This is a genomic window from Polynucleobacter sp. MWH-Svant-W18 (assembly GCF_018687495.1).
GTDB lineage: Bacteria > Pseudomonadota > Gammaproteobacteria > Burkholderiales > Burkholderiaceae > Polynucleobacter.
Genome location: NZ_CP061293.1, coordinates 93,523 through 113,535 on the forward strand (window position 1 = coordinate 93,523; position 20,013 = coordinate 113,535).

The following is a 20,013-nucleotide window of genomic DNA, read 5'->3' on the forward strand; positions in this document are numbered from 1 at the left end:
AGATAGTGGATATGAAAAGTTACCAAAGCATTTTCAGATTTTTAGTATGTGGCTTGCTGTCCATCTCTAGTGCAGTCTTTGCTCAAACTCCAGATCAAACAACCACTCCAGATGCCTTGATCAAAATGGTCGTCACCGACGTGATGGCCTCAGTCAAAGCAGACCCAGATATTCAAAAGGGCAATATTCCTAAAATTGTTGAGTTAGTCGACAAGAAAATTGTTCCCTATACCGATATGCGTCGTACTACCGAAATGGCCATGGGTCCAAATTGGAAGAAGGCAACTCCTGAGCAACAAAACCAGTTGGTTTCAGAATTTAAAAACCTCTTGATTCGCACTTACTCAGGCGCGTTAAGTCAGCTGCGCGATCAGACAGTGCAATTCAAACCACTTCGTGCTGCACCTGACGATAAAGAGGTAGTTGTAAAAACGGTTGTACTTGGGCGCGGAGATCCAGTCCCATTAGATTACCGTCTTGAGAAAACTGACAAAGGCTGGAAAGTCTACGACATGAACATCATGGGTGTTTGGTTGGTAGAGGCTTACCGCAACCAGTTCACCAACCAAATTAGTCAAAACGGTATTGATGGTCTAGTGAAATTCTTGCAAGACCGCAATAAGCAGCTAGCTAGCGCTAAGCCTACGAATTCTTAATTGATCACTTTCAATATCTAGCAATGCCATTCTTTTTGCCAAAAACAGTAACGCAAGAAAATGCATTGCAGCTTGAGAAAGGGGGCTTGTTAAATCTAGCAAGCCTACAAATGGTTGACTGTTCAGCATTGAAGGATTTTGATTCTACGGTGCTGACGGTTTTATTGGCTTGGCAAAAAAAGCTTCAAAGCGATGGCCATTCTCTTGTAGTAGAGCATGCACCCGAGAAATTGAAAGTACTTGCTGGCCTGTATGGTGTTTCTGCATTGCTAGGTTTGTAACGGCATGCATCCTGCAATCTCTGTCAAAAATATATCTAAACATTACGGGGCACTTCAAGCCCTAGATGATGTTTCTTTAAATATTGAACAGGGCGAATTTTTTGGTTTACTTGGCCCAAATGGTGCTGGTAAGACCACCCTAATTTCCATTTTGGCCGGCTTAGTGACCCCAGATAAGGGTCGTGCCGCCATCATGGGCGCCGATGTGCAAAAAGCATTTCGTGAGGCGCGTCGTATGTTGGGTGTGGTTCCACAAGAATTGGTATTTGATCCCTTTTTTACTGTACGTGAGACTTTACGTTTTCAGTCAGGTTATTTTGGCATTCGCAATAACGATGCCTGGATTGATGAGATTATGTCCAACCTCGATCTCACCTCCAAAGCAGACAGTAATATGCGCTCCTTGTCAGGTGGTATGAAGCGGCGAGTTTTAGTTGCTCAGGCATTAGTGCATCGCCCCCCAGTCATTATTTTGGATGAGCCAACTGCAGGGGTAGATGTTGAGCTACGTCAGTCTTTGTGGCAATTTGTCAGCAGACTCAATCAAGATGGACACACCATTGTTTTGACGACCCATTATTTAGAGGAGGCTGAGGCCCTATGTCAGCGGATTGCCATGCTCAAGCAAGGCAAGATTGTTGCTCTTGATACAACCTCTAACTTATTGGCTCGCTATGGCTCAGTCAAAAAAGATGGTGAGGGCAAGACGGATTTGGAAGAAGTTTTTGTCAACATCATGTCTGGAGGCGCCTTATGAAGCATGGGCTCAATACACCTCCCCTGGAGTACGGCAGCGGCTTCCCTACCTTGCTCAGCAAAGAAATCAAACGCTTTTATAAGGTAGGGTTTCAAACGGTTGCTGCCCCAGTACTAACCGCTATTTTGTATCTCATGATTTTTGGTCATGTACTCGAAGGTAAAGAGGTTTATGGGCGCTTAAGCTACACCGCGTTTTTGATACCGGGCTTAGTGATGATGAGTGTTTTGCAAAATGCTTTTGCCAATGCTTCCTCATCTTTAATTCAATCTAAGGTTACGGGTAACCTAGTGTTTGTCATGCTTGCCCCCTTGAGTCACTTTGATTTTTATGCTGCTTACGTATTGGCGGCAGTATTTCGGGGTGTGGTGGTAGGTTTCGGTGTCTTTTTAGTAACAGCTTGGTACGGCATGCCCGCAATTGAGTATCCGTTGTGGATTTTGATCTTTGCTTTTTTAGGAGCCGCTATTTTGGGGAGCCTCGGCCTCATCGCTGGCATTTGGGCAGATAAATATGATCAACTTGCCGCTTTCCAGAACTTTGTGATCATGCCAGCCACGATGTTGTCAGGGGTCTTTTATTCCATTCATTCCTTACCAGCAGCATGGCAAGTCGTCTCGCATTTCAACCCTTTCTTTTACATGATTGATGGTTTCCGTTTTGGTTTCTTTGGGGTATCTGATATTTCCCCATGGAATAGTTTGGCAATCGTTGCTTCCTTTTTTGTGGTGGTAGCGGCAATTGCCCTACGCTTGTTGCAAAAGGGCTATAAGCTCAGGCACTAGGATTGATAGGAGAAATGATGTTACCGACCCCAGAACAAATTGAGAACTATATCAAGCAAGGCATTGAGTGCACGCATATTCAGGTAGAGGGTGATGGCCAACACTTTTTTGCAACCATTGTGAGCCCCCAGTTTGAAGGCAAGCGTTTGGTGCAGCGTCATCAACTGGTCTATGGTGCAATGGGCGATCGCATGAAAGCTGAAGTGCATGCTTTATCAATCAAGGCTTTTACACCGGAAGAATTTGCTCAGAATTCTGCTGTATAAATTTTATTAAATACCCCGTTTTTATTGGAATTGCTTCATGGATAAATTACGAATGCTTGGCGGCTCACCACTGAAAGGTGAGGTGATCATCGCAGGCGCTAAAAATGCAGCACTCCCAATTTTGTGCGCGTGCCTACTAACGGATGAGCCGGTGGTATTGCGTAATGTGCCTGATTTGCAAGACGTGCGCACTATGCTCAAACTGTTGCAAGAAATTGGTGTGACCGTCAGCTTTCCAGATCCAGCAGCCCGCAGCCATTTGATATTGAATGCCGCAGTGATTAAGAGTTCAGAGGCAACGTATGAGATGGTGAAAACCATGCGAGCCTCCATTTTGGTGTTAGGCCCGCTTTTGACTCGTATGCATAACGCCAAAGTATCTTTACCTGGTGGGTGTGCTATTGGTGCCCGCCCGGTAGATCAGCATATCAAGGGTCTCAAAGCGATGGGGGCCAACATCAAGATTAAGAGCGGCTACATTCAGGCAGAGACTCAGTCGCCAGCGGATCGCTTAAAGGGTGCTTCAATTTTGACTGACATGATTACAGTCACTGGTACAGAAAATTTACTGATGGCTGCCACCTTGGCGTCGGGGACGACAATTCTGGAAAACGCAGCACGTGAACCTGAGGTTGGCGACCTTGCTGAATTGCTCGTGAAGATGGGCGCCAAAATTACTGGCATTGGTAGCGATAGATTAGTGATCGAAGGCGTTGAAAGGCTGCATAGTGCTGAGCACTCCGTTATTCCGGATCGTATTGAAGCAGGCACATTCTTATGCGCAGTTGCTGCGGCTGGTGGCGATGTGCTAGTGAAGCATTGCCGTCCCGATACCTTAGATGCTGTGATGGTCAAGCTCAAGGAAGCAGGATTGCAAATGGAAGTTGGTTCGGATTGGATTAAGGCTTCTATGCAAGAACGTCCAAAGGCAGTGAGTTTCCGCACCTCTGAGTACCCTGCGTTCCCAACTGACATGCAGGCACAGCTGATGGCTGTCAATGCAGTAGCAAACGGTAGCTCTACGATTACAGAAACGATTTTTGAGAATCGGTTTATGCACGTTCAAGAGCTCAATCGTTTGGGTGCAGACATTGCAATTGAAGGTAATACGGCAATTGCGCAGGGTGTGGAAAAGCTTTCTGGCGCCATTGTGATGGCGACCGATCTGCGCGCTTCCGCAAGCTTGGTCATTGCTGGCTTGGCTGCCCAAGGTGAAACTCAAGTGGATCGGATCTACCATTTGGATCGTGGCTATGACCGTATGGAGCAGAAATTGACGCTGTTAGGCGCTAAGATCGAGCGCATTAAGTAAGCCTGATGGATAATTAGTCCATGAAATTGACTTTAGCCCTCTCTAAAGGGCGTATCTTCGAAGAGACTGCTGAGATCTTATCCAAGGTCGGCATTGTGCCGAAGGAAGATCCTGAGAAGTCCCGCAAACTCATTATTGAGACCTCCAATCCTGATGTTCGTTTGATCATTGTGCGGGCCTCAGACGTGCCTACTTATGTGCAATTTGGTGGGGCTGATTTTGGTGTAGCAGGCTTAGATGTGCTTATGGAAAAAGGCACCGATGGCCTCTATGTGCCATACGATCTGAATATTGCCAAGTGCCGTATGTCAGTGGCTGTGCGCGAAGGTTTTGACTACGCAGCAGCTGTCAAACAAGGCTCACGTTTAAAAATTGCAACCAAGTATGTCAATTGCGCTCGTGAACACTTTGCGAATAAAGGCGTACACATCGATACGATTCAGCTCTATGGATCGATGGAGCTGGCTCCACTGGTGGGTTTAGCAGATGCGATTGTGGACCTGGTATCAACCGGTAATACTTTGCGTGCCAATGGCCTGGTTGAGGTTGAGCCGATTGCTGATATCAGTGCACGTTTGGTGGTAAATCAAGCTTCTTACAAGCGTAAGCGTGCTCAGCTGCAACCGATTTTCGAGTTGCTCAAGTAAGCACCAAAAGAACGCAACACATTCCAAATGTCCGCAAAAATTAACGTCAAGCGCCTCAATAGTCAGGATGCGGGTTTTAAAGAAACCTTGCACTCTAGTCTTTCATTACCGATGGCTGATGATGAAGCGATTGATAGCGCTGTCGCAAAGATTCTTCTGGCGGTTAAAGAGAAGGGTGATGAGGCTGTTCTGGATTTCACGAAACAGTTTGATCGTCTAAATGCGACTAAGGTTTCTGAATTAGAGATTTCCCGGCAAGATTTAGAGCAAGCTTATAAGACCTTATCAGCCGAGCAAAAGAATGCCTTAGACATTGCCGCCCAGAGAGTACGTGCATATCATGAGAAGCAAAAAATGGAAGCAGGTTGCCACTCTTGGGAATATGAAGAGGCAGATGGCACGCGTTTAGGTCAAAAAGTGACTCCATTGGATCGCGTTGGTATTTATGTACCTGGTGGTAAAGCAGCTTATCCATCCTCTGTTTTGATGAATGCCATCCCTGCAAAAGTGGCCGGTGTTGAGCAAGTCATCATGGTGGTGCCAACCCCAGATGGTGCGCGCAACCCATTGGTGTTGGCTGCTGCTTATTTGGCCGGTGTTGATCGTGTCTTTACGATTGGTGGCGCTCAGGCAGTAGGTGCTTTGGCTTATGGAACCAAGACAATCCCAGCCGTAGATAAGATTGTTGGTCCAGGCAATGCCTATGTTGCCGCTGCAAAGCGCAGAGTATTTGGCATTGTGGGCATCGATATGATCGCTGGTCCTTCAGAAATTCTGGTGCTATGCGATGGCTCAAGCAATCCCGATTGGGTTGCAATGGATTTGTTTTCACAAGCAGAGCATGATGAGCAAGCCCAATCCATTTTGCTGTGCCCTGATGTTGCTTTTATTGAGCAAGTGCAAGCCAGTATCAATAAGCTGCTTCCGGAGATGCCCAGAGCAAAAGTCATTGAAACCTCTCTCGTAAATCGTGCACTTTTGATTCAGGTGAGCAGTATGGATGAGGCCTGCGAGATTGCTAATGCAATCGCAGCAGAACACTTAGAGATTTGTGCGGCTGAACCCCGGAAGTGGGCGGAGAAGATTCGTCATGCAGGCGCAATCTTTATGGGTAACTACACCAGTGAATCCCTAGGCGATTACTGTGCAGGACCGAACCATGTCCTCCCTACAGCTCGTACAGCACGCTTTTCATCGCCATTGGGTGTCTATGACTTTATCAAGCGTTCCAGCATGATTGAAGTGAGTGAAGCTGGAGCCCAAACCTTGGGTGCGGTAGCGAGCACGCTTGCCCACGGTGAGGGGTTACAAGCCCATGCCCGCGCAGCTGAAATGCGCCTGAAAAGCTAAAGTTTTGACTGTATGGAGAACTTCGATCTTCCGATAAGAATTATTTGTGCAACTAGAATTGGCCAAAATGAATTTTTAAGCAAAACAGCCACAGGGAAAAGCATCAAAAACTTTATCAATGTATCAAAGGTAGAGGTTAGGCTATATGCAAATAATTCAACACCATTAGGTATTTTATATAACCAAGCTATTGAGGAGTCTAAGGAATCTCCTGCAATTTTAATTTTTATGCATGACGATATCTGGCTCGGAGATTATTTTTGGGCCCAAAGAATACGAGATGGTTTAAGTCATTGGGACATTATTGGTTTGGCAGGAAATAAGCGACGAGTTTCTGGTCAACCATCGTGGGCATTTGTGAATGACAAATTTCAGTGGGATGAGGCTAAAAATCTGAGTGGAGCCGTCGGGCATGGCAATGTATATCCACCTATGGCCGTTACCCCCTTTGGCCCGATTAATCAAGAATGTAAATTAATGGATGGGTTATTTCTAGGCGTAAAAAGCGAGACGTTATTAAAGAGTGGGCTGAGATTTGATGAGCAGTTTAAATTTCATTTTTATGATTTGGATTTCTGTAGACAGGCAGAGGTATTAAATCTAAAAATGGGTACTATCGGGCTAGCAGTAGCACATGAAAGTGGTGGAAATTTTAATAGTGATGCTTGGAAATTGGCTTATCAATACTACTTGCATAAATGGAAAGAGTAGCCGCACACTAAAATTTGAGTTAGGTCAAGATAGAATTTCTTTTAAAGCGGCGACGAGTTCGCCGCTTTGTTCATCTGTGCCAATCGTGATTCGTAAAAAATTGTCGATGCGTGGCAATTTAAAGTGACGCACGATAATGCCGCGATCTCGTAATGCTTGATAGAGCTCTGCGCCAGAATGCTTTGGGTGGCGAGTGAAAATAAAGTTAGCAGTTGAGGGTAGAGTTTCGAATCCGAGGACACTGAGTTCACTGACTAACTTGGTGCGCGTATTGATCACCTTGGCAGAGGTTTCCTCTAGATGGGCCTGGTCTTCAATTGCAGCAATGGCGCCTGCCTGCGCTAAGCGACCCAAGGGATAAGAGTTAAAGCTATTTTTGACTCTCTCTAAGCCTTCTATTAAAGCGGGGTGTCCGACCGCAAAACCAACCCGCAGACCTGCTAATGCGCGGGACTTAGAGAGTGTATGAATTACCAAGAGATTTTCTGGGCAAGAGGCACCTCGCAGTAGTGGAATGCAAGACTGCGTGCCGTAATCTACATAAGCCTCATCAATCACTACTACTGAGTGTTTGTTTTGAGTGAGCAGAGTTTCAATTTCAGAGCGGGCTATCGACCTACCCGTTGGCGCATTGGGATTGGGAAAAATAATCCCCCCATTAGGTTTGTTGTAGTCGCTGATATTGATCTCAAAATTTCCTCCGAGAGGAATGGTTTTATGTTCAATGCCAAATAGCTTGCAGTAAACCGGATAAAAGCTATAAGTCACATCAGGAAATAAAACGGGTTGGCTGTGTTTTAAGAGTCCAGCAAACACATGTGCCAGAACTTCGTCTGAGCCATTTCCCAAAAAGACTTGTTTTGGATCTAGTTCATGCAGTTTGGCAATCGTCTGTTTCAGTGCAACACCTTCGGGATCTGGATACAGGCGCAAATCTTCAGTGTTTTGGGATTGAATTGCGGCAAGCGCTTTGGGTGAAGGGCCGTAAGGGCTTTCGTTGGTGTTGAGCTTCACCAGCCGCTGCATTTGCGGTTGCTCCCCAGGAACATAAGGGGTCAAAGTTTGAACAACAGGGCTCCAAAAACGGCTCATGAGGGTACTCAGCTCAAAAATCAGTAAGAAAGTGAAGCAATAACGGCATTTAAATCTCTGCTAGGAATGATATTATGAGGCTTCAATCAACACTTCGCCTCGCGGCGCAACGAAGCATGCGGCAAGCCGACGTTACCCGAAACACTTCGGAAACCAAAATTCAAATTTCCATCAATTTAGATGGTACTGGTAAGGCTGAGCTAGCCTCCGGTGTCCCTTTTCTAGACCATATGTTGGATCAGATCGCCCGTCACGGCATGATCGATCTCAAGGTGGTTGCCAATGGCGACACTCATATTGATGATCATCACACCGTTGAAGATGTAGGAATTACATTGGGTCAAGCTTTTGCTAAGGCAGTAGGTGATAAAGCGGGCATTACCCGTTATGGCCACTCCTATGTTCCTTTGGACGAAACACTTTCACGTGTCGTGATTGATTTTTCAGGTCGTCCCGGCTTGGAATTTAATGTGCCATTTACCCGTGCGCGTGTGGGTGACTTTGACGTTGATCTCAGTATTGAGTTCTTCCGTGGTTTTGTGAACCACGCTGGAGTGACTTTGCACATCGATAATCTGCGCGGTATTAATGCGCACCACCAAATCGAAACGGTCTTCAAAGCCTTTGGCCGTGCCTTGCGCATGGCTCTGGCTATTGATCCACGAGCATCCGGTGCAGTTCCCTCCACTAAAGGTAGTCTCTAATCTAGACACCCTATAGTTGCTCTGTAGACAATTGCGAAAGACAGGCTAAATTGGCGCAAACCATTGCGATCATCGATTACGGAATGGGAAATCTTCGTTCCGTATATCAAGCATTTCATCATGTAGCGCCTGATGACAATGTCTTGATTGCCCATCATCCCGACGAAATTCGTTCTGCTGATCGCGTGGTTTTGCCTGGTCAAGGAGCAATGCCAGACTGCATGAAGCACTTGAAAGAATCCGGTCTATTGGATGCTTTATTAGAGGCCTCTAAAAATAAACCCCTTCTTGGAGTATGTGTAGGCGAACAAATGCTGTTTGATCAAAGTGCCGAAGTACGTCTATCTGAAAACGCGCAGTGGACCCCCTGTTTGGGCTTGATTCCGGGCGAGGTTCGCCGTTTTGAGCTAGCAGGTAAGAAACAGGCGGACGGCTCTGTTTATAAAGTCCCCCATATGGGCTGGAATCAGGTTCGTCAGGATAGTAAGCACTCTCTTTGGAATGGCATTCCTGACTTAACAAGCTTTTATTTCGTCCATAGTTACTATGTTGTACCGCAGCGCAAAGAGGATATTGCTGGCTCAACGGAGTATGGAGACTGGTTTACATCTGCAGTAGCGCGAGATAATATTTTTGCGACACAATTTCATCCAGAAAAAAGTGCAGAATACGGATTAAAGCTTTATCAAAATTTTGTTTCTTGGCAACCTTAATACTTTCTTAACCTTTAGCCCTTAGTTATGCTGCTGATTCCTGCAATTGATCTCAAAGACGGCCACTGTGTTCGCCTTGAACAAGGTGATATGGATAGGGCGACGATTTTTTCTGAGGATCCTGGCGCGATGGCAGCCCATTGGATTAGTAAAGGTGCGCGGCGCTTACATTTAGTCGATCTAAATGGTGCCTTTGCAGGCAAGTTAAAAAATGAAGCAGCGATTAAATCCATTCTTAAAGCAGTTGGCGATGAAATTCCAGTTCAGCTGGGCGGCGGTATCCGTGATCTCGAAACCATTGAGCGCTTATTGGATGACGGCATTAGCACCGTCATTATTGGTACTGCCGCAGTAAAAAATCCCGGTTTTGTCCAGGACGCTTGCACTGCATTCCCCGGCCATGTCATGGTGGGCTTGGACGCCCGTGATGGCAAAGTTGCTACTGATGGCTGGAGCAAGATTACTGGTCATGAAGTGATTGATCTTGCCAAGAAATTCGAAGATTGGGGTGTTGAGGCCATTATCTATACCGATATTGGGCGCGATGGCATGCTTAAGGGCGTCAATATTGAAGCGACTATCAAGTTGGCTCAGGCGATTCGGATTCCGGTCATTGCCAGTGGCGGCCTTTCAAACAATCACGATATCGAGGTGCTTTGTAAGGCGGAAGAAGAGGGCGTCATGGGTGTCATTGCTGGCCGCTCTATTTACGCTGGCGATCTGGATCTCGCAGCTGCACAAAAATATGCTGATGAGTTAACACTCAAGTATGCAAAGAAAATTAGCTAGTGTTAACCAAGCGAATTATTCCTTGTCTCGATGTCACTGCAGGGCGCGTTGTTAAAGGTGTGAACTTTGTAGGTTTGCGCGATGCAGGCGACCCTGTAGAAATCGCTAAGCGCTATGACACGCAAGGTGCAGACGAATTAACTTTTCTCGATATCACCGCAACTTCAGATGGTCGCGATTTAATCTTGCACATCATTGAAGATGTGGCATCACAAGTATTTATCCCCTTGACTGTGGGGGGTGGCGTGCGCGCTGTAGCAGATGTGCGACGCTTACTCAACGCTGGCGCAGATAAGGTGAGTATGAATTCCTCGGCAGTCGCTAATCCCGATTTGGTTTCTGATGCTGCCGCCTATTACGGCTCACAGTGCATCGTAGTTGCTATCGATGCCAAGCAAACCGCTGCTGGGAATTGGGAAGTCTTTACCCATGGCGGTAGAACCGCTACTGGCATGGATGTGGTGGATTGGGCTATTGAAGTTACCAAACGCGGCGCCGGTGAAATTTTGCTCACCAGCATGAATCGTGACGGCAGTAAAGATGGCTTTGACTTGGCCTTAACTGCCGCAGTCAGTGATGCCGTTTCTGTCCCGGTCATCGCTTCGGGGGGTGTCGGCAACCTGCAGCATTTAGTCGACGGCATTACCAAAGGCCATGCAGATGCTGTATTAGCAGCGAGTATTTTTCACTATGGTGAATACACCGTGGGACAAGCAAAAGAATATATGGCAGCCCAAGGGATCCCGGTTCGTATTTAGCTGTATTTCCTGATTCGCTGTAAAGTTCATCTATGAGCAATCCACAAAGTACTTTTACCCCCCTGCAATCTTTGCAAGCCGGTGCTTGGCTAGATGCCGTCGCTTGGAATGAGCAAGGCTTGGTGCCGGTTATCGCGCAAGAGTTTGGGAGTAAGGACATCTTGATGATGGCTTGGATGAATCGCGATGCCTTATTAGCGACTTTGCAGCTGGGTGAGGCAGTCTATTGGACACGCTCACGTCAAAAGCTGTGGCATAAAGGTGAAGAGTCTGGCCACACTCAGAAGGTAAAAGAGATTCGCTTAGATTGTGATGGCGATACGATTTTGCTGATGGTTGAGCAAAAAGATGGTATTGCTTGCCATACCGGTGAACATAGCTGTTTCTTCTTGCAATGGGATTCGAATAAATCTGCCTGGGTAGATGAATCTCAGAAGTGAACTCAGTAAAAAGACATAAAATCTAGCCATGACTAGTTCAGTAAATAAACCGAGCAATGTAGATTCCGCATTTGCGCATTTAGCGGATGTGGTGGATCAACGTCGTGATGCCTTTAAGGCAGGCCAAGCCGATCCTAAAACTTCATATACCGCCTTGCTCTTTTCTAAGGGTGATGATGGGATCTTGAAAAAGATTGGTGAAGAGGCAACAGAAACGGTGATGGCGGCTAAGGATGCCCGCAGCGCAAATTTGGCGCCTGAGCAGCAAAAGCAGTTTGTGGGTGAAATGGCCGATCTTTGGTTTCATTGCCTGATTGCATTGTCACAATTTCATTTGCGCCCAGAAGACGTGATCGCCGAATTAGATCGTCGCCTTGGAACCTCTGGAATAGAAGAAAAAGCCGCCAGAAAAGCATCTGGTCAGGAGTAAATTGGCATGTCACACGATCCCAATTGCCTCTTTTGCAAGATTTCACAAGGTTTGATCCCCTCACAGAAGGTTTATGAGGATGAGGAGATCTATGCCTTTAAAGATATCAATCCAGCAGCACCAGTACATTTTCTGATGATTCCTAAGAAGCATATTCCCATGCTGGAGTCAGCGGAAAGCATAGACGCCCCTTTGCTGGGTAGAATGATGGAATTAGCACCCCGTCTTGCCAAAGAACAGGGCTGCCGTCCAGGCAAGGATGGAGGCTTTAGATTGATGGTGAACAATGGTGCGGATGGAGGGCAGGAGGTTTATCACCTGCATTTGCATGTGATGGGCGGTCCGCGCCCCTGGAAAAAATAATCCAAGGAGATTAAAAAATGGGCTCATTTAGCATTTGGCACTGGTTAATTGTTTTGGTCATCGTGATGTTGGTATTTGGTACCAAGAAATTACGCAACATCGGTCAAGATTTAGGTGGCGCCGTAAAAGGTTTTAAAGATGGTATGAAAACATCTGAAGAACCAAAAGAGCAGATCCAACAAGGTGCTTCAACAGTCGATAAAACCGTTGATGTGCAGGCCAAAGACCTCAACAAATAATTATTGATAGCGCAATCGAAATTCATGCAGTTTTCAGAAGACTGGTTTAAATGATTGATCTCGGAGTTTCAAAACTTGCGCTTATCGCAGTGGTTGCTTTAGTTGTTGTAGGTCCAGAACGCTTGCCAAAAGTGGCGCGCATGGCTGGTAATTTATTCGGCCGAGCGCAGCGCTATATGGCTGAAGTGAAATCTGAGGTCAATCGCCAGATGGAGATTGATGAGCTCAAAAAATTCCGTGAAGAAAGTACTGCGGCGCTCAAGGAAGTGGAGAGCAGCATTCATTCCACTGTTCAAGAAGCCAACACCAATCTGAGTGATCAAGCGGACATCTTTGAAACTTCTTTTGAGAAACCGCCACTTGACGAAAAAGAAGTGCTACGCAAATCCAAGCGCCAAGGCCGAAATAGCTGGGGCGTGAGGCGCGCAGCTCGGCCAATGTGGTTTAAGCGCTCAACAGGACTGCGTACTCGCGTGCAGTCTGGCGCTGCTCGGATGAAGCGCTTTCATCACAGCACTAATAAATAAAAGCCGAATAAGACCCTTGCATGACTGATAGCCACTCAACTGAAGACTCTGGTTTACAAGAATCATTTCTGTCGCACTTATATGAGCTGCGCGATCGTGTCATTAAGGCAGCGCTGGCAATTATTGTGGTGTTTATAGGCTTAGTCTATTGGGCGCCGGATATTTTCCATTTATTTGCTCAGCCATTATTGGAAGCTTTGCCTGCGGGCGGCAAGATGATCGTGACCGATGTCACCGGCTCTTTCTTTGTACCGATGAAGGTCACCATGCTGGTTGCTTTCATTATTGCGCTCCCAATCGTGATGTACCAGTTGTGGGCGTTCATAGCCCCAGGTTTGTATCTACATGAGCGCAAGTTAATCTTGCCATTGGTAGTCAGCAGCTACACCTTGTTCATCATCGGCATGGCATTTGCGTATTTCTTGGTATTTCCGACAGTATTTAAATTCATGGCAAGTTATAACGCTCCCTTGGGCGCCGAGATGTCGACCGACATTGATAACTATTTAAGTTTTGCCATGACCACTTTCTTGGCTTTTGGTATTACTTTTGAAGTGCCCGTAGTAGTAGTTGTCCTAGTGCGCATGGGAATTGTGCCTTTAGCCAAGCTGAAAGAGATTCGTCCTTATGTGATCGTGGGTGCTTTTGTGATCTCGGCAGTAGTGACTCCGCCCGATGTGCTTTCTCAACTGCTGTTAGCGGTTCCAATGACTTTGTTATATGAGTTGGGCTTATTAGTTGCGCGCTTCTATACCCCTAAGCCTGCGGATGAAGAGGTCAATTTAGAAAATTAAGCTAGCTCGGCATTCATCTGAGGTTTTGGCGCCTTGGCGAAGGTGGTCATTAGCCAATCAGTAACGCGATCAAAGCGATAACGTCTTTGTCGTAAGTTGCCTTCGATTTCTAAATCAGAACTAGCAAACACTTTGCCTGCAGCTAATAAAGCACGACGCTGCTGAATAGTCTCGATCTGAATCAATCTTGGCAAGATCTTAGGTAACTCCCAGCGAATATCCACTACAACACAGTGCTCATGTTGTAGCTGGCCTACCTCACAGAGCAACAACTCCGCCTTACTGAAATGAAATTGATTGGCAATCACAATGCGATGGCATAGCAATAACCAGTCTTCATCTAGTTGGTGCTCTGCATGGTGATTAATAGCTTGCTCGGCCTGAAGTGCAAGCTCGTGCCAATCATTTTTCTGAGGATCCGGGCAACTCTCTAAAATTTTTCCGAACAATTCTTTGGCTTCTGCAATGCCTTGCTGGTGGGCTTGCCATACCCAGTAGGAGGCTTGCAAGCCACGAACTTTTTCATCAGACTTTTCTCGTTTACGCCAGAGGTTGGCGCCTTTGCGCAGTTGCGCTTGAGCATGGCCAAGATCGGCAGCCCTATCAAAACAACGATCACTCTCCGTGGCACTGTAGCCAGAAAACTGCGGGCGACGATAAATTTCCCCGAGGGAGTACCAAGCATCACGATCACCATCTTTGGCTGCAAGCTCTAACCAATAAGCCGCCTTTTTAAGTGAGGCATTGGATTTAGTATCCCCGCCATCTAATTGGGCAAGCCGAAGCCCTAAGGTCAATCTTGCAATGGTGAGTCCAAGCTCAGCAGCTTGTAGCAAAGCCCCTTCATTTTTATCATCAAGCCAAGAGATCCATAAAGACGATAGCGCTGCATTTTTCGGTTGGAGTTTGATGAGCAGCTCTTTAGCTGCTGATGTAAATGGAGAGTCGGTCTCAGCGAGCTCCTGTAAAAATTGTTTTGCAATTTTTTGCAGACCTTTTAAATCCAGTCCAGCAATTGCTTCAAGAGAGCTTGAAATATTTTTGCCTTTGAGAAACTCCATGAGTTGAGCTTGAATTTCTTGGTGGTCTGGGTTGATCAAGAGGTTAGCAAGCTGCCACTTGGCAGCTAAATGGATTTGTGTTTCAGCTTTGCTGTGAGCCAATTGCCAAAATGAGGTCCAGCCAAAGCCAAACGCTGGAGACTGAAAGGTTTGAGCTAGGGGAATTCGGGCTATTTGAGCCAAAATCTCAGAAATAGGCCCTGAACCAGCCTGCTTATCTTTAAGCTCTTGATTTGTAATAGAAAAATAGGATTTCTCGAGCCAAATGAGTGCGTTTGCAGGCTGAATAGGGGTTTTAAACGCCCCTGTTAAGTAGGCGTCTGCCAGCTTTTGTTGCGCTAATACATCACCTAAGCGGGCTGAACTGAGGATTTTTAAGAATTCGCGGCTTGCCATGTGACAATTTTGTCATCTAGAGGCCATAAAAGACAGGAATCTGAATCCTTGTTGCCGAGATACAACGAAGAAAACCAAAAAACTACCTTTTGACAAGCAAAAAGAGGTCCTAAATACCCTTACCCCCAGTCTGTGAGGGCAAAACCAGCAAAATTCATTGGTCCCAGTTTTATTTGGGCATTACTTTTAATTTTTGGAGATTTAAAGAATGAAAAAATCACTACTAGCAGTTGCAGCCTTAGGTGCTTTTGCATCTGCTGCTCAAGCTCAATCTAGCGTAACCGTTTACGGTATTTTGGACGTTGGCTATATTGGTTCAAATACTAGCGCTCAAAATGCTGGCACTAACAAAGTTATCAAGCAAACTACCAGCGCATTCAGTGACAGTGCTGAGAGCACATCCCGCCTTGGTTTCAAAGGTACTGAAGATTTAGGTGGCGGTTTGTCTGCATTCTTCACCATTGAGACTGCTGTTTCACCAAACGCTTCAACTGCTATCTCTAGCTCTACAACTTCTAACCGTCAAGTATTTGCTGGTTTGAAGAAGAGCGGTATCGGTGATTTCGCGGTTGGTACACAGTACACACCAATTCACAATGCTGTTTCAGCTACTGACCCTGGCATGACTAACAACGTTGGTGGTAACGTTGTTTATGACCGTGTATTCTCAAGCACAGCTTCTTCTTCACCAAACGGTAACAACTCTGGATATACAGTTCGCGTTGCTAACGCCTTGACTTTGAATACTGAAAAAATGGCTGGCTTTCAAGTTCATGGAATCTTGATTCAGAACAATGCTAACGCTACACAAACTGCTACATCAACTTCTACGGCTAACGGTGGTATCAACAACCAAAATGGTTGGGGTATTGGCGTTGACTACGCATGGCAAAAGTTGTTTGTAACTGCCAACTACCAGTCTTTGACATCTAAGCAAACAGCTAACACTACAGTTCCTACTGTTGCTAGCGTTTGGGGTGTAGGTGGTGCGAACTCTGCTGGTTATAACATTCAAGACAACCAACAGTACTATGCTGCAACTTATGACTTTGGTATCTTGAAGGCATATGCTCAGTACGTAAACCGTAAAGCTAGTAGCCAAATTAGCAACAACTACTACGTAAGCCGTTCTGCTGAGCAGATTGGTGTTCGTAGCTACATTACTCCAACTATCGAAGCTTGGGTAAGTGGTGGTTTGGGTAAAACAGCCGCTTACGGCGCGTCAGTTCCATCCGCATCATTTAATGCATGGCAGCTTGGTTCAAACTACTGGTTGAGCAAGCGTACTAACCTCTATGCAATTTATGGTCAAGCGTCAACATCAAACTTTTCAACAAGCTCATCTGTAAACATGAGCAGCTTTAACGGCAATTCATACGCTGTTGGCTTGCGTCACACTTTCTAATTTAACGCTAGCGTAAGCTAGCTGACAATTAGTAAGACTAAAAACCCACTGTGTAAAAACAGTGGGTTTTTTATTGCCTTGAATTATGCCGACTACCTTTTCCTAGTTTGAGGGAGCCAAGGTGCGTAAATGGGCAATCACTTGGTTCATGACAGATTCCCAATCGCCCGCTTTGGGCTGATTGATGATTTTGGCTTCTGGGTACCACCAAGTTTTGTTTTGATCAATTTGCCAGCGCCAACAGGAGTCAAAGCGATTTAAGAGCCAGAAAGGCTTACCCAATGCTCCTGCAAGATGGGCTATCGATGTATCAACGCAGATTATTAGATCCAAGCAATCCACTAGGGCAGCCGTATCTGAGAAATTAGAAAGCTGATCTCCCAGAATGGTAAGGTTATCGCTTGGCCATAGTGCATCTCTTAGTTGAGTTAATTCAGATTCAGCCGGCTCTCCTTTTTGGAGGCTAAAGAATTGGATTTCATCGACTTCTTGTAATTTTGCGATTTCGGCAAGTGGAAGATTCCTCCTAGCGTTAACACCCCAGCATTCTGGCTGATTAGGACGAAAGCCTCCGTTCCATACGATTCCTACTTTCAGTTTGTTCGCGCCTGCCATTTCTTTTTGCCAAGCTATTCTTTTGTCAACGTTTGAGAGCAAATAGGGAGAAAAAGTTGGAAGCGCGAAATTACTGCTCGAGAATAAATATGGAAGACTAAGCAGGGGAATTTGATGCGTAATATTGGGCGGCGCTTTAGTATCAATAGCGATCACGCTATCAAGGTATGCTTGCTCGCTCAGTAAATCTATTAAAGGTTGTTGTGTCGCCAAGGTGAAGTGAGCACCCAATTCTTTTAAGGCTGGTAAGTATCTGCAGAATTGAAGGGTATCGCCTAAACCTTGCTCGGACCAAATTAAGATGCGTTTATTTTTAAGATCATCTAGGCTGCTCAAGAGTGGCGTGTCATTAAAAAATCTTTTTGGTGCATTTTGCCGCAGCCACCGATTTTCATAATTTCTCCAGCCGCGTTCGTAGTCGCCGAGCGCTAGCTGCAGAAGAGATTGATTGTAGAGCGTATCCTTATCGTCCGGAGCGATTTGCAGAGCCTTGTCAAATAATTGGGCAGCTTCGGTATGCCTCTTTAGACTAATCAATAGGTTGCCCTTGTTAGTGAATGCCTCAACATATTGGCTATTAAGCTCTATTGCTCGATCAAAACAAGTTAAGGCTTCCGTTGGATTATTCATGGCTTCAAAAGTTACCCCTTTGTTGAGCCAAATGTATGAGTTATCTGGATCTAATTCCTGAGCTCTACTTAAATGCTTGAGTGATCGACCATATTCACCAAGATTATTCAAACAAGAGCCGAGATTCATTTGTGCTTCAAAAGAGTTCGGATCGATTACACATGCCTGCTCAAAATATTTTTCTGCAGTTTGGTACTGAAATAGTGAGGCGTGAGCGAGTCCGAGATTATGAAGTGCCTCAAATAGAGGACCATGTTTTGATAATATTTGCTGATAAAGGTTGATTGCTCTATTTGTCTGGCCAGACTCCAAGTAAAGGTCACCAAGCATCAATAATATATTTGGAGGGGAGCTTTCATCACAGATCTTCTGTAAAAGAGCGATTGCCGCAAGATCATTATTGAGATGGGTATAGATTTTTGCCAGTAGCTCATAAGCTTGTGGGTTATCTGAGTCCACGCGGATCATTTCTTCAAGTAGCTCTTTTGCTGAATCAATCAACCCTTCCTTCAGCCAATATTTAGCTAACTCTAGGTTTTGAGCTGCCTTATTCATGGCTGAACTTTGGTTTGGGTCTTTTCCCAATCAGCACCTTCAGCACAAGCTCTTTATTTTTACGCAGAAGACTAAATGTAGCCTCAGTGCCTGGTTTTAGTTCGGATACCTTGCTGAGCAGCGCTCGAACGTCCCTAATGCTTTGGCCATTGACCCCTGTTAGAACGTCTCCAGGTCTGATTCCTGCTCGATCTGCTGGCCCTCCCTCGAGGACTCCTGATAACAGTACACCTTGTGATTGTTTGGCAATGCCAAGCGATTCTGCAAGTTCCTCGGAAAGGTTTTGAGGTTCAACCCCAATCCAGCCCCGAGTCACACCCCCATTGTTGATGATGGACTCCATAACTTGTTTTGCAAGATTTACAGGAATAGCAAATCCAATGCCCATCGACCCGCCATTGTTTGAGTAAATGGCCGTGTTAATACCGATGAGATTGCCGCGGGTATCAATCAACGCCCCACCAGAATTTCCTGGATTAATTGCTGCGTCCGTTTGAATAAAGTTTTCAAAAGTATTGATTCCAACATGATCACGGCCAAGAGCAGAAACAATACCAGAGGTAACAGTTTGACCAACCCCAAAAGGATTGCCAATTGCCAGCACGACATCACCTACATGCACGGACTCAATTCTTGCAAAAGTGATTGGTGGTGGTAATTGTTTGGCCTCAATTTTTAACACGGCAATATCCGTTTCAGGATCGCTGCCAATCATTTTTGCTTTCACTTTTCGACCATCAGAAAGTGCAACATCAATATCTGTTGCATCACTAATCACGTGATGGTTGGTAAGAATGATTCCCTCAGGGCTCACTAAAACCCCAGAGCCTAGGCTGGAGCTGGGTTCTTCGTCTGGTGGCTGTTCACCAAAAAAGAATTTAAATAAAGGGTCAGAGGAGTTTGGCTTGCCCCCTTTACGCGCTTTGGGTTTGGTGGAATTCTTGCTACTGAAAATATTTACCACTGCTGGCGCTGATTTCTTCACTGCATCATGGTATGAACCAGGACTTAGGGTGTCACCCTCAGCCACCCCTTCTTTAAGAGTAACATTGCTCACTATCGAGCCAACACTTTCATCAGATAACCAATTTGGTTTTAGAGTGACGACAATGAATAGTGCCGCAAGAAGAATGGTTACGGCTTGTGCAAACAATAACCATAGGCGCTTAAACATTTAGCAGTTCACTTTATGAATTATTTTTTGAGGCTGTCACGAATTTCACGCAACAACACAATATCTTCTGGTGTTGGTGGTGGAGGAGGGGCATCCATAATGCGAATTTTGTTGACAACCTTGACCATTTGAAAAATTACGAATGCCAGCAAAATGAAATTAATAGAAATAGTGATGAAGTTGCCATAGGCGAAAATCGGCACCCCAGCCTTTTTGAGGGCGTCAAAAGTTCTGGGAACTCCCTCTGGGACGTGACCCAAGACAATAAATAGGTTTGTAAAGTCGATATGACCCCCAAAAAGGGTCGAAATAACCGGCATGACGACATCATTTACCAAGGAATCGACGATTTTGCCGAAGGCCCCGCCAATAATCACACCAACTGCCAAATCAATCACATTGCCCTTAACGGCAAAGTCCCGAAATTCCTTTAAAACGCTCATTTAGCCTTCCCTTCCTATCTGGATCCTGATTAACTCGAGATTAACCCCATAACTTTCTTGCTTACCCCACTTTTTACTTTAAAATCCTATCTTTAAGCAATTTCCACCCATAAATACCCT

The 20,013-nt window shown here is 45.6% G+C and carries 25 protein-coding genes; 20 read left to right on the forward strand and 5 right to left on the reverse strand.

Annotated elements, in window-relative coordinates; genetic code table 11:
• The first annotated feature begins 11 nt into the window (after positions 1-11).
• From C2757_RS00535 to C2757_RS00575, 9 genes are read left to right on the forward strand one after another with little or no spacing between them, the layout of a single operon-like run.
• Positions 12-656, forward strand: coding sequence for a phospholipid-binding protein MlaC (locus C2757_RS00535; protein WP_215376707.1), 645 nt, complete (start codon positions 12-14; stop codon positions 654-656).
• Positions 657-679: 23 nt separating this feature from the next.
• On the forward strand, positions 680-937 hold the full coding sequence (locus C2757_RS00540) for a lipid asymmetry maintenance protein MlaB (RefSeq protein WP_215374751.1): 258 nt from the start codon (positions 680-682) through the stop codon (positions 935-937).
• A gap of 4 nt (positions 938-941) precedes the next feature.
• Positions 942-1,694, forward strand: a complete 753-nt coding sequence (locus C2757_RS00545) for an ABC transporter ATP-binding protein (RefSeq protein WP_215374754.1) — start codon at positions 942-944, stop codon at positions 1,692-1,694.
• Positions 1,691-2,479, forward strand: a complete 789-nt coding sequence (locus C2757_RS00550; protein WP_215374757.1) for an ABC transporter permease — start codon at positions 1,691-1,693, stop codon at positions 2,477-2,479. The genes C2757_RS00545 and C2757_RS00550 overlap by 4 nt, the downstream gene beginning before the upstream one ends.
• A 17-nt stretch (positions 2,480-2,496) precedes the next feature.
• The gene (locus C2757_RS00555; protein ID WP_215376710.1) at positions 2,497-2,745 is read left to right on the forward strand and encodes a BolA family protein; all 249 of its coding nucleotides are present in this window, start codon (positions 2,497-2,499) and stop codon (positions 2,743-2,745) included.
• Between the two features lie 37 nt (positions 2,746-2,782).
• Positions 2,783-4,057 carry a UDP-N-acetylglucosamine 1-carboxyvinyltransferase gene (murA, locus tag C2757_RS00560; RefSeq protein ID WP_215374760.1) on the forward strand — a complete coding sequence of 425 codons (1,275 nt, stop codon included), beginning with the start codon at positions 2,783-2,785 and terminating at the stop codon, positions 4,055-4,057.
• Between the two features lie 20 nt (positions 4,058-4,077).
• Complete coding sequence (hisG, locus tag C2757_RS00565; RefSeq protein WP_215374763.1) at positions 4,078-4,704, forward strand: ATP phosphoribosyltransferase; 627 nt, start codon at positions 4,078-4,080, stop codon at positions 4,702-4,704.
• Positions 4,705-4,731: 27 nt separating this feature from the next.
• On the forward strand, positions 4,732-6,054 hold the full coding sequence (hisD, locus tag C2757_RS00570) for a histidinol dehydrogenase (RefSeq protein ID WP_215374766.1): 1,323 nt from the start codon (positions 4,732-4,734) through the stop codon (positions 6,052-6,054).
• A gap of 12 nt (positions 6,055-6,066) precedes the next feature.
• Positions 6,067-6,765, forward strand: coding sequence for a glycosyltransferase (locus C2757_RS00575; RefSeq protein ID WP_215374768.1), 699 nt, complete (start codon positions 6,067-6,069; stop codon positions 6,763-6,765).
• A gap of 24 nt (positions 6,766-6,789) precedes the next feature.
• Here the strand turns inward: C2757_RS00575 and hisC are convergent, their stop codons facing one another.
• Positions 6,790-7,857: a histidinol-phosphate transaminase gene (hisC, locus tag C2757_RS00580; protein WP_215374771.1), complete on the reverse strand. Its 1,068-nt coding sequence runs from the start codon at positions 7,855-7,857 to the stop codon at positions 6,790-6,792.
• Positions 7,858-7,973: 116 nt separating this feature from the next.
• Here hisC and hisB point away from each other — a divergent pair, with 116 nt between their 5' ends.
• Genes hisB through tatC form a run of 10 tightly spaced genes read left to right on the forward strand, consistent with a single transcriptional unit; the run spans position 7,974 to position 13,614 of the window.
• The gene (hisB, locus tag C2757_RS00585; RefSeq protein ID WP_215376713.1) at positions 7,974-8,561 is read left to right on the forward strand and encodes an imidazoleglycerol-phosphate dehydratase HisB; all 588 of its coding nucleotides are present in this window, start codon (positions 7,974-7,976) and stop codon (positions 8,559-8,561) included.
• A 50-nt stretch (positions 8,562-8,611) separates the two neighbouring features.
• Positions 8,612-9,274, forward strand: a complete 663-nt coding sequence (gene hisH, locus C2757_RS00590) for an imidazole glycerol phosphate synthase subunit HisH (protein ID WP_215374773.1) — start codon at positions 8,612-8,614, stop codon at positions 9,272-9,274.
• A gap of 27 nt (positions 9,275-9,301) precedes the next feature.
• Positions 9,302-10,063 (forward strand): 1-(5-phosphoribosyl)-5-[(5-phosphoribosylamino)methylideneamino]imidazole-4-carboxamide isomerase, encoded by a 762-nt coding sequence (hisA, locus tag C2757_RS00595; RefSeq protein WP_215374775.1) that lies wholly within the window; start codon positions 9,302-9,304, stop codon positions 10,061-10,063.
• Positions 10,063-10,821, forward strand: a complete 759-nt coding sequence (hisF, locus tag C2757_RS00600) for an imidazole glycerol phosphate synthase subunit HisF (protein ID WP_215374778.1) — start codon at positions 10,063-10,065, stop codon at positions 10,819-10,821. The genes hisA and hisF overlap by 1 nt, the downstream gene beginning before the upstream one ends.
• 32 nt (positions 10,822-10,853) lie before the next feature.
• The gene (gene hisI, locus C2757_RS00605; protein ID WP_215374780.1) at positions 10,854-11,261 is read left to right on the forward strand and encodes a phosphoribosyl-AMP cyclohydrolase; all 408 of its coding nucleotides are present in this window, start codon (positions 10,854-10,856) and stop codon (positions 11,259-11,261) included.
• Between the two features lie 28 nt (positions 11,262-11,289).
• The gene (locus C2757_RS00610; RefSeq protein WP_215374783.1) at positions 11,290-11,691 is read left to right on the forward strand and encodes a phosphoribosyl-ATP diphosphatase; all 402 of its coding nucleotides are present in this window, start codon (positions 11,290-11,292) and stop codon (positions 11,689-11,691) included.
• Positions 11,692-11,697: 6 nt separating this feature from the next.
• A complete protein-coding gene (locus C2757_RS00615; RefSeq protein WP_215374785.1) occupies positions 11,698-12,054 on the forward strand; it encodes a histidine triad nucleotide-binding protein in 357 nt (118 codons plus the stop codon).
• A 17-nt stretch (positions 12,055-12,071) separates the two neighbouring features.
• Positions 12,072-12,293 (forward strand): Sec-independent protein translocase subunit TatA, encoded by a 222-nt coding sequence (tatA, locus tag C2757_RS00620; RefSeq protein WP_215374788.1) that lies wholly within the window; start codon positions 12,072-12,074, stop codon positions 12,291-12,293.
• A 50-nt stretch (positions 12,294-12,343) separates the two neighbouring features.
• Positions 12,344-12,820, forward strand: coding sequence for a Sec-independent protein translocase protein TatB (tatB, locus tag C2757_RS00625; protein ID WP_215374790.1), 477 nt, complete (start codon positions 12,344-12,346; stop codon positions 12,818-12,820).
• Positions 12,821-12,840: 20 nt separating this feature from the next.
• Positions 12,841-13,614, forward strand: a complete 774-nt coding sequence (tatC, locus tag C2757_RS00630) for a twin-arginine translocase subunit TatC (RefSeq protein ID WP_215374793.1) — start codon at positions 12,841-12,843, stop codon at positions 13,612-13,614.
• On the opposite strand, the gene C2757_RS00635 is transcribed toward tatC, so the two are convergent.
• The gene (locus C2757_RS00635) at positions 13,611-15,071 is read right to left on the reverse strand and encodes a tetratricopeptide repeat protein (RefSeq protein ID WP_215374795.1); all 1,461 of its coding nucleotides are present in this window, start codon (positions 15,069-15,071) and stop codon (positions 13,611-13,613) included. The genes tatC and C2757_RS00635 overlap by 4 nt on opposite strands.
• Before the next feature lie 208 nt (positions 15,072-15,279).
• On the opposite strand from C2757_RS00635, the gene C2757_RS00640 reads away from it, so the two are divergent.
• Positions 15,280-16,476 (forward strand): porin, encoded by a 1,197-nt coding sequence (locus C2757_RS00640; protein ID WP_215374798.1) that lies wholly within the window; start codon positions 15,280-15,282, stop codon positions 16,474-16,476.
• A 102-nt stretch (positions 16,477-16,578) separates the two neighbouring features.
• Here C2757_RS00640 and C2757_RS00645 read toward each other — a convergent pair whose 3' ends face one another.
• The 3 genes from C2757_RS00645 to mscL are packed head-to-tail and all read right to left on the reverse strand — an operon-like array spanning position 16,579 to position 19,893.
• Positions 16,579-18,276: a tetratricopeptide repeat protein gene (locus tag C2757_RS00645; RefSeq protein ID WP_215374801.1), complete on the reverse strand. Its 1,698-nt coding sequence runs from the start codon at positions 18,274-18,276 to the stop codon at positions 16,579-16,581.
• On the reverse strand, positions 18,269-19,450 hold the full coding sequence (locus C2757_RS00650; RefSeq protein WP_215374804.1) for a Do family serine endopeptidase: 1,182 nt from the start codon (positions 19,448-19,450) through the stop codon (positions 18,269-18,271). The genes C2757_RS00645 and C2757_RS00650 overlap by 8 nt, the downstream gene beginning before the upstream one ends.
• A 20-nt stretch (positions 19,451-19,470) precedes the next feature.
• Positions 19,471-19,893 carry a large conductance mechanosensitive channel protein MscL gene (mscL, locus tag C2757_RS00655; RefSeq protein ID WP_215374806.1) on the reverse strand — a complete coding sequence of 141 codons (423 nt, stop codon included), beginning with the start codon at positions 19,891-19,893 and terminating at the stop codon, positions 19,471-19,473.
• Positions 19,894-20,013: the final 120 nt, after the last annotated feature.